The organism is Geodermatophilus sp. SYSU D00742 (assembly GCF_054049935.1).
The window spans coordinates 22,144-35,467 of the sequence record NZ_JBJGYJ010000004.1 but is presented as its reverse complement, the minus strand read 5'-3'; the positions used below and the strand labels follow the sequence as shown (position 1 = coordinate 35,467).

At 75.8% G+C, this 13,324-nt stretch carries 12 protein-coding genes; 4 read left to right on the top strand and 8 right to left on the bottom strand.

Annotation, left to right across the window (positions count from 1 at the left end):
• Window positions 1-68 precede the first annotated feature (68 nt).
• On the bottom strand, window positions 69-1,367 hold the full coding sequence (locus ACI78V_RS03935; RefSeq protein WP_456849130.1) for an amidohydrolase family protein: 1,299 nt from the start codon (window positions 1,365-1,367) through the stop codon (window positions 69-71).
• A 63-nt stretch (window positions 1,368-1,430) separates the two neighbouring features.
• On the opposite strand from ACI78V_RS03935, the gene ACI78V_RS03930 reads away from it, so the two are divergent.
• From ACI78V_RS03930 to ACI78V_RS03920, 3 genes are read left to right on the top strand one after another with little or no spacing between them, the layout of a single operon-like run.
• A complete protein-coding gene (locus tag ACI78V_RS03930; protein WP_456849128.1) occupies window positions 1,431-2,135 on the top strand; it encodes a DedA family protein in 705 nt (234 codons plus the stop codon).
• Window positions 2,132-2,806 (top strand): HAD-IA family hydrolase, encoded by a 675-nt coding sequence (locus ACI78V_RS03925; protein ID WP_456849126.1) that lies wholly within the window; start codon window positions 2,132-2,134, stop codon window positions 2,804-2,806. Before ACI78V_RS03930 ends, ACI78V_RS03925 begins: the two co-directional genes overlap by 4 nt.
• Window positions 2,803-3,423 (top strand): alpha/beta hydrolase family protein, encoded by a 621-nt coding sequence (locus ACI78V_RS03920; RefSeq protein WP_456849124.1) that lies wholly within the window; start codon window positions 2,803-2,805, stop codon window positions 3,421-3,423. The genes ACI78V_RS03925 and ACI78V_RS03920 overlap by 4 nt, the downstream gene beginning before the upstream one ends.
• A 28-nt stretch (window positions 3,424-3,451) precedes the next feature.
• On the opposite strand, the gene ACI78V_RS03915 is transcribed toward ACI78V_RS03920, so the two are convergent.
• The 4 genes from ACI78V_RS03915 to ACI78V_RS03900 all read right to left on the bottom strand — a co-directional run bounded on the left by ACI78V_RS03915 (window position 3,452) and on the right by ACI78V_RS03900 (window position 8,369).
• The gene (locus tag ACI78V_RS03915) at window positions 3,452-4,390 is read right to left on the bottom strand and encodes an SRPBCC family protein (protein WP_456849122.1); all 939 of its coding nucleotides are present in this window, start codon (window positions 4,388-4,390) and stop codon (window positions 3,452-3,454) included.
• Window positions 4,391-4,487: 97 nt separating this feature from the next.
• Window positions 4,488-5,348, bottom strand: coding sequence for an FAD binding domain-containing protein (locus ACI78V_RS03910; protein WP_456849120.1), 861 nt, complete (start codon window positions 5,346-5,348; stop codon window positions 4,488-4,490).
• Window positions 5,349-5,376: 28 nt separating this feature from the next.
• Entirely contained in the window at window positions 5,377-7,869 is a 2,493-nt protein-coding gene (locus ACI78V_RS03905; RefSeq protein WP_456849118.1) for a xanthine dehydrogenase family protein molybdopterin-binding subunit, read from the bottom strand.
• Window positions 7,866-8,369, bottom strand: coding sequence for a (2Fe-2S)-binding protein (locus ACI78V_RS03900; protein WP_456849116.1), 504 nt, complete (start codon window positions 8,367-8,369; stop codon window positions 7,866-7,868). The genes ACI78V_RS03905 and ACI78V_RS03900 overlap by 4 nt, the downstream gene beginning before the upstream one ends.
• Before the next feature lie 299 nt (window positions 8,370-8,668).
• Here ACI78V_RS03900 and ACI78V_RS03895 point away from each other — a divergent pair, with 299 nt between their 5' ends.
• Window positions 8,669-9,676 carry an iron-siderophore ABC transporter substrate-binding protein gene (locus ACI78V_RS03895; RefSeq protein WP_456849114.1) on the top strand — a complete coding sequence of 336 codons (1,008 nt, stop codon included), beginning with the start codon at window positions 8,669-8,671 and terminating at the stop codon, window positions 9,674-9,676.
• A gap of 45 nt (window positions 9,677-9,721) precedes the next feature.
• On the opposite strand, the gene ACI78V_RS03890 is transcribed toward ACI78V_RS03895, so the two are convergent.
• The 3 genes from ACI78V_RS03890 to ACI78V_RS03880 form a co-directional block, all read right to left on the bottom strand.
• Entirely contained in the window at window positions 9,722-11,047 is a 1,326-nt protein-coding gene (locus ACI78V_RS03890) for a GAF domain-containing protein (protein ID WP_456849112.1), read from the bottom strand.
• 173 nt (window positions 11,048-11,220) lie between these two features.
• Window positions 11,221-12,741: a mycofactocin biosynthesis glycosyltransferase MftF gene (mftF, locus tag ACI78V_RS03885; protein ID WP_456849110.1), complete on the bottom strand. Its 1,521-nt coding sequence runs from the start codon at window positions 12,739-12,741 to the stop codon at window positions 11,221-11,223.
• Window positions 12,738-13,280, bottom strand: coding sequence for a cysteine hydrolase family protein (locus tag ACI78V_RS03880; RefSeq protein ID WP_456849108.1), 543 nt, complete (start codon window positions 13,278-13,280; stop codon window positions 12,738-12,740). The genes mftF and ACI78V_RS03880 overlap by 4 nt, the downstream gene beginning before the upstream one ends.
• Window positions 13,281-13,324: the final 44 nt, after the last annotated feature.

Sequence of the window (13,324 nt, the reverse complement as noted above, 5' to 3'; positions counted from 1 at the left end):
CCGGACCGCACCGCGACCCCGTGCCGTTCCCGGCCGGGCCGAGCCCCCACGCCCGTGGATCCCCTCGGTCAGCGGCCGGCCAACCGCGCGGCGCGCTCGGCCACCCCGGTCCGCAGCGCCTCGGCGTCCACGGTGGTGCAGACGCCGTCGCGCACGACCTGCCGCCCGCCCACCCAGGTGTCGCGCACCAGCCGCGAGGCACCGGACCAGACGAGGTGGGTGAGCAGGTCCTCCACGTCGCCGACCGGCTCGAACAGCAGGTCCCGGGTGTCGACGTGCACCAGGTCGGCCCGCCGCCCGGCCTCGAGCTGCCCGAGGTCGGGCCGGCCGATCGCGTCCGCGGCGGCGCCGGTGGCCAGCCAGAACGCCTCCGCCGCGGGCAGCGCGGTCGCCGACCCGGTCGACAGCCGGACCAGCTGCGCGGCCAGCCGGACGTCGGCGAGCAGGTCCAGCCCGTCGTTGGACGCCGGCCCGTCGGTGCCCAGCCCGACCCGGATCCCGCGGTCGAGCATGGCCCGCACCGGCGCGATGCCGCTGGCCAGCTTGGCGTTGCTGGCCGGGCAGTGGGCGACGGCGACGTCGTACTCGCGCCACAGCTCCAGGTCGCCGTCGTCGAGGTGCACGCAGTGCGCGGCGAGCACCCGGCCCCCGAGGACGTCGTGGGCGGCCAGCAGCGCCGGCGTCGACAGGCCGTGGGTGGCCAGCAGGTCGGCGTCCTCGACGACGGTCTCGGCCACGTGCAGGTGCAGCAGCATGCCGTGCTCGCGGGCAGCCGCCGCGGCGTCCCGCAGGACCGGGAGCGGGACCGTGTAGGCCGCGTGCGGCCCGATGCCGTACTCGACGGTGCCGTCCCCCGGTGCCCGGGCGGCGAGCGACACCGCGTCGGCCAGCTGCTGGGCCAGCGGCGGCATCCCGGGCAACGGCAGCAGCGGGGTGGCGACGACCGCCCGCGCGCCGGTCCGGCCGACGGCGGCGGCGATCCGCTCGGGCGCGAAGTACATCTCCACGCTGGTGGTGACCCCGCCGCGCAGCATCTCCGCCGACGCCGCGGTCATGGCGACCTCGACGTCGTCGTCGGTCAGCCGGGCCTCCCGCGGCCAGATCACCTCCCGCAGCCAGCGCTCCAGCGGCAGGCCCTCGGCCTGCCCGCGGAACAGCACCATCGGCGCGTGCGAGTGGGTGTTGACCAGCCCCGGCACCAGCACCCCGGGGACGGCGACCACCTCGGCGTCCCCGGACGGCGGGGCGTCCGCCGCGGGGCCGACCCACGAGATCGAGCCGTCGGCGACGTCGACCACCGCGTCGGGGACCACCGTGCCGGCCCGGTCCCCCACGACGACGGCCCGGGCGGTGAAGCGCTGGCGCATGAGTGGCGAAGCTACCCCTGCCGCTCCAGGCCCTCCCGTGACCGCGCCGTTACCGTGGGACCCATGTCGTTCCTCGCCGCCGCCGCATCCGACGAAGGCGGGATCACCGGCTTCCTGCTCGACCTGGTGGAGAAGCTGGGGCCGATCGGCGTGGGGCTGTCCATCCTCGCCGAGACGGTCATCCCGCCCATCCCGAGCGAGGCCGTGCTCGGCGCGGCCGGCGTGCTCATCAACGAGGGCCGCATGTCGATCGTCCCGGTGGTCCTGTGCGCCACCATCGGTTCGGTCCTCGGCGCGATCTTCTTCTACCACGTGGGTCGGGCGCTGGGTCCGCGCCGCTCGCACGCCTTCCTCGACCGGCTGCCGCTGGTGGAGACCGCGGACGTCGACAAGACCTTCGCCTGGTTCGAGCGGCACGGGCGCTCGGCGGTCTTCTTCGGCCGCATGGTGCCCATCGTGCGCAGCTTCATCTCGGTGCCGGCCGGCGTCGTGCGCATGCCGTTCGGCCAGTTCCTCCTCTTCACCGCCGGCGGCAGCCTCATCTGGAACAGCCTGCTCATCGGGCTGGGCGTCGCGGCCGGCGACTTCGTCCGCGACAACCTCAAGTACCTGGACTACGCCGTCGTCGCCGTCGTCGCCCTCGGGCTCGCGTGGCTGGTCCACAAGCGGTTCCAGGACGTCCGTCGGCACCGGCGCGCCCGCAGCGAGGCCGGCCGCACCACGGCCGACCGGGCCGCGGCCGACGACGCCGAGCGGCCGCAGGCGTGAGCGGCCCCCTCCGCCGTCCGGAGGTCGTCGCGTTCGACGTCAACGAGACGCTGCTCGACCTGGCGCCCGTGCGGGCCGCCCTGGTCGAGCTCGGCCAGCCCGCCGACCTGCTCGGCACGGTCTTCGCGCGGACCCTCCTCACCGGGTTCGCCACCGCGGCCGCCGGCACCTGGTGCCGGTTCCGGGACGCCTTCGACGCCGCCCTCGCCCAGGCGAGCGACCTCTCCGACGACGACCGCGGCCGGGTCGCCGACGCGTTCCTCGAGCTGGCACCGCACCCCGACGTGGAGCCCGCGCTGCGCCGGCTCACCGCGGCCGGTGTCCGGGCGGTGACCCTCACCCACGGCTCCCCCGGCGTCGCCGAGGCCGGCCTCGAGCGCGGCGGGATCGCGCCGCTGGTGGAGCGGTCGCTGTCCAGCGAGGTGATCCGGGCCTGGAAGCCCGCCCGCGAGGTCTACCTGTGGGCGGCCGGCGCCTGCGACGTGGCCCCTCAGCGGCTGGCGCTGGTCGCCGCCCACGCCTGGGACGTGCACGGGGCGCTGCGGGCGGGCCTGTCCGCCGCCTGGTTCCCCCGCGGCGAGCGGGCCTACCCCGGGGTGTACGACCCGACCGCGCTCGTGGCCGGCGACCTGGCCGGCGCCGTGGACGCGCTGCTGGCCCTGCCCCGGTGACCGAGCTGCCGACCCCGCTCGGACCGGCCCGGGTCACCGCCACCGAGCCGGCCGACGGCACGGTCGGCACCCTGGTGCTGGGCCACGGCGCCGGCGGCGGCATCGGGTCGGCCGACCTGGTCGCCGTCACGACGTCCGCGGCGGCCGCCGGCTGGCGGGTGCTGCGTGTGGAGCAGCCCTGGCGGGTGGCGGGCAGGCGGATCGCGCCGGCCCCGCCGCGGCTGGACCTCGCCTGGGCGGCCGTCCTGGACGCGCTGCGGGACGGCGGCCGCCTGACCGGGCCGCTCGTGCTCGGCGGCCGCAGCGCCGGGGCCCGGGTGGCCTGCCGGACGGCGGCGGAGCAGGAGGCCGCGGCGGTGCTGTGCCTGGCGTTCCCGCTGCACCCCCCGGGGAAGCCGGAGCAGAGCCGGGCCGGCGAACTGACCGCCGTCGACGTCCCCCTGGTCGTGGTGCAGGGCGAGCGCGACGCCTTCGGCCGGCCCGAGGACGTCGCGGCCGTGCTCGACGGCCGCGGCGGCGCCTCGGTCTACGCCGTCCCCGGCGACCACGCGCTCGAGGCCGCCCCCGACGTCGTGGCGGCGGCGGCCGTCGACGGCCTGGGTGGGGTCGTCGGCTGACCTGCCCGGCGACCCCACCCGTGCCGGGTCAGCGGCGGCGACGCCGGCGCACGACGAGCGCCACCACCAGCAGCACCGCGGCGACACCGGCCAGCGGCGTCGCGTACCGGGCCATCGCCGCGCCGCCGGCGACCTCGAGCAGGTCGATCGGCTCCGGCTCGGCCTGGGCCGCCCGGGCCGGGGTGCTGGTCGGCGTCGCGGCCGGGCCGGCCGGGGTGGTCGTGCCCGCGGTGGTCGGCGCCGCAGCGCCGGGAGCGGCGGTGGCCGGCTCCGCCGGGGTGGAGGCCGCGGTCGCGGCCGGGCCCACCGGGGTGGTCACCGACGTCGGCTCGCCGGCGGCCTTGTCCGCTGCGGAGGCGGCCGCCTGCCTGGCCGCGGCAGCGGCCTTCTCCACCGGGGCGGCGCTGGTCGACGCCTCGGCCGCCGCGGCCACCTCCTCGACCGCGCCCGCGGCGGTCGCCGCGGCCCCGGGGGCCGGCGGGGTGGTCGCGGCCGCGGCCTGCGTCGGGGCCGTCGCCGCGTCACCGGCACCGAGCTGCGCGGCCAGCTTGTCGGCGAACTGGCCGAGCAGCTTGTTGCCGACGTCGGTCATGACGCCACGACCGAACTGGGCGGGCCGGCCGGTGATGTTGAGGTCGGTGAGGACGTCGACCCGCGTGACGGACCCCTCCTCCTTGAGCTGGGCAGTGATCAACGCGGCCGCGGTGCCGTTGCCGCGCTGGTCCTTGCCGCGGCCGTCGATGACGGCCCGGTGCGAGGCCTCGTCCTTCTCCACGAAGGACGCCTTGCCCTGGTAGGTGAGGTTGATCGGGCCGAGCTTGACCTTCACCCGGCCGGTGAACTCATCGCCGGTGACCGAGTCGAGCGCGGCGCCGGGCATGCACGGGGCGATCCGCTCGATGTCCAGCAGCACCCGCCAGGCCTCGTCGATGGGCACGGGGACGGTGAACGAGTTCTCCAACTGCACGGTGCGACCTCCTGGGGCTACGTGGCTCGGCCGGTCCGCCCCCCGAGGGGCGGGCCGGCCGAGTGGACTGGGCGGTACGGGGGGCGGGTGACCGACGCTACAACCCGGCGGCGGCGGTCACCGCACGACGAGTCAGCACCTGGGCCAGGTGCTGCCGGTAGTCGGCCTGGGCGTTGAGGTCGCTGCTCGGGCTGGTGCCCTCCGCAGCCGCCCGCGCGGCCGCCGCGATGGCGTCCGCGCTGGCCGCCACCCCGGCGAGGGCCGCCTCGGCCGCCCGGGCGCGCAGCGGTGTCGGGCCCATGTTCGTCAGCCCGATGCGGGCCTCCGCGATGTGCCCGTCCTCCCTGCGGACCGCCGCGGCGACCGCGACGATCGACCAGGCCTGCGCCACCCGGTTGAACTTCTCGTAGCGCATGCCCCACTCGCCGGCCAGCTTGGGGACGCGGATCTCGACGAGCAGCTCCCCCTCCTCCAGCGCGGTGGTGAGGTAGTCGACGAAGAAGTCCCCCGCCGGCACGGTGCGCCGGGTGCCGCCGGGGCCCACGACCACGAACTCGGCGTCCAGGGCCAGGGCCACCGCCGGCAGGTCACCGGCCGGGTCGGCGTGGGCCAGCGCCCCGCCGAAGGTGCCCCGTGCCCGCACCTGCCGGTCCGCCACGGTCTCGGTCGCCTCGGCGATCAGCGGCGCGTGCTGCGCGATCAGCGGGTCGACCAGCACGTCGTGGTGCGTGGTCATGGCGCCGATGACGATCGCGTCGCCGTCGTCCCGGACGCCGCGCATCTCGGCGACCCGGGACAGGTCGACGACCGTCTCCGGCGCGGCCAGACGCAGCCGCATGACCGGGATCAGCGACTGGCCACCGGCCATGATCTTGACGTCCTCGCCGCCGTCGGCGATGGCCCGCAGGGCCTCGTCGACGGTCGTCGGCCGGGCGTATGCGAACGGAGCGGGGATCACGGCTCTACTCCTTCGTCGTGTCGGCGGATCACCGGTCACCCCCGAGCGACGACTGCGGGGTGGAGACGCCGGCGGTGGTCTCGGTCTGCGCCCCGCCCCAGGCGACGGTCCCGGCGGTGGCGCGACCGCCGCCGTCCCCGCCCTGGTGGATCGCCCGCCACACCCGCTCGGGGGTCAGCGGCATGCGCAGGTCGCTGACGCCGAGGTGACGGACGGCGTCGAGCGCGGCGTTGACCACGGCGGGGGTGCTGGCGATGCAGCCGGCCTCGCCGACGCCCTTGGCGCCGATGGGGTTGCCCGGCGCGGCGTGCACCGTGTTGCCGGTGTCGAAGTGCGGCAGGTCGGCCGCCGACGGCACGAGGTAGTCGACGAACGTGCCGGTGGTGAGGTTGCCGTCGGCGTCGTACACGGCCTCCTCGTAGAGCGCCTGGGCGATGCCCTGCGCCAGCCCGCCGTGGATCTGGCCCTCGACGATGAGCGGGTTGACGATCGTCCCGACGTCGTCCACGGAGGCGTACTTGCGGATCTTCACCATCCCGGTCTCGGTGTCGACCTCCATGGCGCAGATGTGCGTGCCGTGGGGGAAGGAGAAGTTCACCGGGTCGTAGGTGGCGTCGGCGTCGATCGAGGGCTCGACGTCCTCCGGGTAGTTGTGCGCGGCGAAGACCGCCAGGGCGACCTCCTGGATGCCCATGCTCGTGCCCGGCGTGCCACGGACGGAGAACTTGCCGTCGGCGAACTCCAGGTCGTCCTCGCTGGCCTCCAGCAGGTGCGCGGCGACCTTGCGGGCCTTGGCCACCACCTTCTCCGCCGCCTTGACCACCGCCGTGCCGCCGACCACCAGGGACCGGGAGCCGTAGGTGTCCATGCCCTTGGGGGCCACCGCGGTGTCCCCGTGCAGCACCTCGACGTCCTCGAACGGGACCCCGAGCTGGTCGGCGACCAGCTGGCTCCACGCCGTCTCGTGGCCCTGGCCGTGCGGCGTCGACCCGGTGACGACCTCGACCTTGCCGGTCGGCAGCATCCGGATCGACGCCGACTCCCAGCCGCCGGCCCCGTAGGACAGCGAGCCGAGCACGCGGGAGGGTGCCAGGCCGCACATCTCGGTGAAGGTGGAGAACCCGATGCCGAGCTGGACGGGGTCGTTCGACTCGCGCCGGCGGCGCTGCTCGGCGCGCAGCTCGTCGTAGCCGATGAGCTCCAGCGCCTGCTGCGTGGCCGCGTCGTAGTCGCCGCTGTCGTACTCCAGGCCGGCCACGGTGGTGAACGGGAACTCCTGGGCCTTGATCCAGTTCTTCCGCCGCAGCTCCAACGGGTCCATCCCGAGCTCGACGGCGAGCTCGTCCATGATCCGCTCGACGGCGAAGGTCGCCTCCGGGCGGCCGGCGCCGCGGTAGGCATCGGTGGGCACCTTGTTGGTGAAGACGCCGTCGCACTCGAACCGGTAGGCGGGGAACTTGTAGATCCCGGGGAACATGAACGCGCCGAGCGCCGGCACGCCGGGGGTGATCAGCCGCAGGTAGGCGCCCATGTCGGCGAGGATCCGGCAGCGCAGGCCCTTGATGGTGCCCTCGCGGTCGGCGGCGATGTCGATGTACTGGATCTGGTCGCGGCCGTGGTGGGCGGTCATCAGCGACTCGCTGCGGGTCTCGGTCCACTTGACCGGCTTGCCCAGGCGACGGGCCACCAGGAGGGCGATGACCTCCTCCGGGTTGACCTGCAGCTTGCCGCCGAAGCCCCCGCCGACGTCGGGGGCGACGACCCGCAGCTTGTGCTCCGGGACGCCGGTGACCATCGCCAGCATCACCCGCAGCACGTGCGGGATCTGGGTGGCCGACCACATGGTGTAGTTGTCGCCCTGGGGCTGGACGACCACCGAGCGCGGCTCCATGAAGGCCGGGATCAGCCGTTGGTTGACGAAGCGGCGGCTGACCACGACGTCGGCGTCGGCGAACGCCTGCTCGGTGTCGGCGCCGGTGCCGGCCTCGCCCGCGTCGAAGACGAAGTGGTAGGCGGTGTTGGACTCGAGGTGGTCGTGACAGAGGTCCGCCTCGCCCTTGACCGCCTCCTCCATGTCCAGCACCGGAGGCAGCAGGTCGTAGTCGACGTCGACGAGCTCCAGGGCGTCGGCGGCGGCGGTCCGGCTGCGGGCGACGATGACGGCGACGGCCTCCCCGACGTGGTTGACCTCCTCGACGGCGATCGAGGGGTGGCCCGGGTTGACCATGTCCGGCGTCACCGGCCAGGCGCAGGGGATGGAGCCCTGTTCCTCGGCGAAGTCCCGGCCGGTGAAGACGGCGACCACGCCGGGGGCCTGCTGCGCGGCCGAGACGTCGATGCCGGTGATCTTGGCGTGCGCCACGGGGCTGCGGACGACGGTGAGGTGCAGCATCCCGGGCAGGACCATGTTGTCGGTCCACGTCGTCCGGCCGGTGATGAGCCGGGCGTCCTCCTTGCGGCGGCGGGCCTTGCCGACCTCCTTGGCGGGGGCCAGGTCGGCGGCGTCCTCGGTGACGGTCATGCCTGCGCTCCCGTCGTCTCGGCGGCCGGGGCGGAGCCGGCCATCTCACCGGCGGCCTGCTGCACCGCGCGGACGATGTTCTGGTAGCCGGTGCAGCGGCAGAGGTTGCCCTCGATGCCCTCGCGGACCTCGGTCTCGCTGGGGTGCGGGTTCTCCTTCAGCAGGTCGATCGAGGCCATGATCATCCCGGGGGTGCAGTAGCCGCACTGCAGGCCGTGCATCTCGTGGAAGGCCTTCTGCACGGGGTGCAGGACGCCGTCCCGGGCGATCCCCTCGATGGTCGTCACCTCGCCACCGTCGGCCTGCACGGCCAACACGGTGCAGGACTTCACGGCCGCGCCGTCGAGGTGCACGGTGCACGCACCGCAGTTGCTCGTGTCGCAGCCGACGACCGTGCCCACCTTGCCGAGTTGTTCCCGCAGGTAGTGGACGAGCAGGGTCCGCGGCTCGACGTCGTCGGTGTAGGACACCCCGTCGACCCGCACGTTGATCTGTGTCACGGATCCTCCGCTTCGTTGCAGGGGTTCGTGTGGCAGAGCCACCTGAGCGGGAGTCTGGCAACGCGGGAGTGACTTAGGCCACGCTTACCCGCACGACCGGGGTACGCGGTTCCGCACCAGCGGAACGATCGGGCGTCGACGGCCGCGCCTGCGGAGACGATGCGGGCGCGTCGTCCCGAGCCGCGCCGGCGGCGCAACGTTGCAGCGCCGTTGCAGAGGCTCCGCGCGACCCCCGCGGCCCCGCCGCGACACCGCAGGTGTTAGGTGAGGCTGTCCTATCGTCGCACCGAGGAGTCCCGATGCGTTCCCGATCCGCCCTGCGTGGCGCCGCACTGCTCGCCGTCGCCGTCCTGGCCACCAGCTGCAGCTCCGACCCGGCGGACGACGGCGACGCCGCGGCGCCCTCGGGCGGGGCCTCCGGCGCGTCCTCCGGCGCGTTCCCGGTGACCGTGCCCACCGCCTTCGGCGACGTCACCGTCGAGGAGGAGCCGGCTCGCGTCGTCGCCCTGGGCTGGTCCGACGCGGAGACGGCGCTGGCCCTCGGGGTCCAGCCGGTCGGCGCCAGCGACTGGCTCGGCTTCGGCGGCGAGGGCGTCGGCCCCTGGGCCGAGGGGCTCTACGACGAGGCCCCGGAGCTGATCGACACCCTGGAGCCGAGCCTCGAGGCGATCGCCGCGCTGGAGCCCGACCTCATCCTCGACACCCGGTCGGCGGCCACGCAGGAGCGCTACGACCTGCTCCGCCGGATCGCGCCGACCATCAGCCAGCCCGAGGGCGTCGGCCCGTACCAGACCACCTGGCAGCAGCAGCTGGACCTCGTGGGCCAGGCCCTGGGCAAGCAGGACGAGGCGGCGCAGCTCCGGGACGACGTCCAGCAGCAGTTCGCCGACGCCGCCGCCGGCAACCCGGAGTTCGACGGCACCGAGGTGGCCGTCGCCGCCTACACCTCCGAGGGCTTCGGCGCCTACGTCCGCGGTGACTCGCGGGTCGACTTCATGGAGCAGCTCGGCTTCGTCAACAAGCCCGCCGTCCAGGAGCTGTCCGGCACCAACTTCTTCGTCCCCGTCAGCGACGAGGAGGTGTCGCTGCTCGACGCGCCGCTGACCGTCGTCTTCCCGATCTTCGTGGAGGTCAGCGCGATCACCTCGAACCCCGTCTGGGGCACGCTGCCCTCGGTCCAGCAGGGCAACGCCCTGGTCCTCGAGGACCAGGACCTCGTCAGCGCCTTCTCCAGCGGCACCCCGCTCGGCATCGAGTACGCGCTGGACAACGCCGTTCCGCTGTTCGCCGACACCCTCGCCGGCTGAGACCTCCCACCAGGGACCACCTCCACCGGGCGGACGGGTCCGCCCTCAGTGCAGGCGGAGCGGCCCGCGCGGGGCCCGGCGGAGGCGGTGCAGGTGGGCGGCGACCGCGGTCCGGTGCGGCGCGCCGGGCGGCAGCCACTCCAGGCAGGTCTGCCACACCGCGACGTCGTCCTGTGCCTCGGCCAGGCGGCTGTAGCGCAGCAGCAGCTCCGGGCGACGGCTGGCCAGGACCGCCTGCCGCACGAGGGCGGCGACCCGCTCGCGGGCGGTCACCACGCCGGGCGCGGTCGAGCGCGGCAGCACCGCACCGGGGTAGCGCTCCAGGGCGGCACCGACGGCGCCTCGGCCCAGCAGCCGCCGGACCTGGTCGAGGTCGGTCTCGAGCGGTGCGATCAGCCGGTAGGGACGGGAGCCGACGAGGTCGGTGCCAACCAACCGGCGCAGGCGCGACAGCTCCGCCCGCACGGTCACCGGGGCGGCGTCCCCGCCGTGGCACTCGGCGGCGAGCTGCTCGGCGGTACGCCCGCGTCCGGTGACGGCCGCCTCGGCGAGCAGCAGCAGGAGCTCGGAGTGCCGCAGCGACAGCTCGACCGGCCCAGAGGGCAACCGGAGGCGGGCGCGCTCGCGGCCGAGGACGTCCAGCCGGGGGACGGCCGGCCGGGGAGCCGGCGGCACGGGACGCCGGGTGGCCTGCTCACGGTGCAACCAGCGCAGCTCCGACTCCACCGCGGCGACGGTCGCCCGCACCAGGGTGAGCACGTGCGGGCTGGCCACGTGGTCGCCGCCGGTGACGTCGATGGCCCCGAGCAGGACGCCGGTGACCGGATCGTGCACCGGCGCGGCCGAGCAGCTCCAGTTCTGCACCGGGCGGCGGTAGTGCTCGCTGCCGTAGATCTGCACGGCGTGGTCGAGGGCCAGGGCGGTGCCGGGGGCGTTGGTGCCGGCGACCTCCTCCGCCCAGCGGGCACCCTCGACGAAGTTCATGGTCTCGGCCCGTGACCGCAGCCGCCGGTCGCCCTCCACCCACAGCATCCGGCCGGCCGCGTCGGTGACCGCGACGATCATCCGGTCGGCCTCGGCGTCCTCGACGAGCAGCCGGCGGATCACCGGCAGCACCGGGGCCAGCGGGTGTGCGGCGCGGTAGGCCAGCAGGTCGTCGTCGAGCAGGTCGACCGGCGGTGCGCTCCCGTCGGGGTCCACCCCGCTGCCGAGGCTGCGGCGCCAGGAGTCCCAGACCACGGCGCGGACCAGGTCGCCGGCCGGCCGGCCACCGCGGGTGACCAGGGCCTCGTGCGCGGCCCGGAGCCGGTGGGTGTGGGCGGGGTCGGGACGCCCCTCGGGCAGCGCCAGCCACGGGTTGACCGTGGTCACGGCGTCGTCCGCGGGCTCGGGCTCATCGCCTGCCCATCGTGGCCCCTCGTGCGGCTTTCCACCAGGCAGGGCCTGCGCGGCCCACGACCGGCCCGGCCGGGCCGCGTCCCGGCTGATGGTGTGGCGGCGACCCGGGACGCGCCGGGTGGGCCAGGACCACCCCGGGGAGCACCTCAGGCGGTCGGACGCGGCGACGAGCCGGACCGGCGAGCCGGGCTCATCGGTGGCGGGGCCGCGGGCAGCAGGGCGCGGGGGTCGCGGGCGCGGACGGCGCCGGCCCACAGCCCGGCGCCGTAGGCGAGGTCCTCCAGCCGGCGGGCGGCGGCGAAGCGGAGCGGCCCGACCACGCGCCGGTGCGGCCACCACGCGAGGACGGCGTCGGCGACGGCGGCCGGGAGCAGGACCCGCCGGGCGCGCGGGGACACCACAGCGACGGCGAGCGCCAGCGGCCAGTGGTGGCGGGTCGCGCTGCGGGCCAGGGTGCGCCCGGCCGCGGCGCTGCCGCGCAGGACGAGGACGGCTGCCAGTCCCAGCGGCGGGCGCTCGCCCGGCCGGGCCAGTCGGCGGGCCAGCCGGACGGCGGTGAGGGCGAGCACCCCGCCGGCGGCGGCCACCGCGGGACGCCGGCCGGTCAGGACCAGCCCGAGGGCCAGCGCCGACGAGGGCGAGACGACGACCGGCGCGACCGCGGCGCCGTGCCGGGCGGCCAGCAGTGCCGCGCCGGTGCCGTAGAAGGCGCGGCGGCGCAACCACTCGCCGGTCGCCGCGGGGTGCTCGTGGGCGACCTCGGCCGCGGGCTCGTAGCGCACCCGCCAGCCGGCCGCGGTGAGCCGCCAGACCAGGTCGACGTCCTCGGCCACGCGCATCGACTCGTCGAACCCCGCACCGAGGGCCACGCGGCGGGCCAGCAGCGCGGCGCTGGGCACGTAGGAGACCGCCGTCCCGGCGGCCACCGGAGCAGGGTGCGACCCCATGTCCAGGGCGCTGACCGCCGCCTCGTAGCGGCCCACCCACCCCGCCGAGGGCAGCGACGGCCGCCTGCGCCCCCCGGGGGCTCGCGAGCCAGCAGGGAGCGCGGTGATCCGCGGCGCGACCAGCGCGAGCCGGGGGTCGGCGGCGTGACCCACGAGCACCCCGGTCCACCCGGGGCGCGGCACGCAGTCGGAGTCGAGGAAGGCGACGAGGTCGGTGGTCGCCGCGGCCAGCCCGGCGTTGCGGGCGGCGGCCGGGCCGCGACTCACCTCGTGCCGCAGCACCCGGGCGCCGTGCCGGGCCACCGTCCGCGCGAGCGCGGCGGGGTCGGCGGAGCCGTCGTCCACCACGACCACCGGCGCGGGGGCCGTGCCGGGGTCGGCCCGCAGCGCGGTCAGCAGCCGGTCGACCTCGGCGGGGCGGTCCTTGACCGGGACGACGACGGTGAGGTCGGCCGCCGCGATACCGGCGAGGTCCGGGTGGGCGAGGCCCGCGTCGAGCAGCCGGGCGGCGAGGGCGGCGGTCGCGGCGTCCCGGACGACGAGCCGGTCGCCGCGCAGCAGGCCCCGGGCCCTCGGCAGCAGGCGGAGCAGGCGGAGCGGGGAGCCGCCGAGCAGCGCCGTCCCGCCGTCCCGACGCCGGGTCCGCGGGTCCAGCCGGACGGCGAAGCCGTCGGGGAGCCGGTCCGGGGGCGGCGCGGGGACCGCGGGAACGGGCGTCATCCCTCCGCGAGGACCTCCGCGGTCGTGGTCACCTCGACCAGGGGCGCGTAGCAGCCGAGGATCCGCATGGTGTCGTCGTGCGCCTCGTCGTCGGCGCCCGCGCAGGCGTCGGAGACAACCCGCACCGGCACGCCGGCGTCGGCCGCGGGGAGCACGGTGGAGAGCACGCAGCAGTCGGTGGCGACGCCGACGACCGTGACCGGCCCCTCGCCGACCCGCTCCACCACTCCGGGCACCCACTTGCCGAAGGTCGGGGCGTCGACCACGGGGAGGCCGCCGGGGTCCTCCGCGAGCTGGAACAGCGGGATGGCGTGCGGCTCGGTGAAGTAGGAGTACTCCTTGTAGTAGTCGACCCAGGCACCCGTCGGCTCCTCCGGCACGACGAACCGGGTGAAGACCACGCGCTCGCCGAAGGCCTCCACCAGCGACCGGATGCGCGGGCGGATCTCGTCGAAGCGCGGCGTGGTCCACGGCGAGGAGGTGTCGCGGAAGACCTCCTGGTAGTCGACGACGACGAGCCATCCCTCGGGCGTTGCCATGCCCGCGACCATAACGACCGTCCGGAGAGCGCCCGGGGAGACGG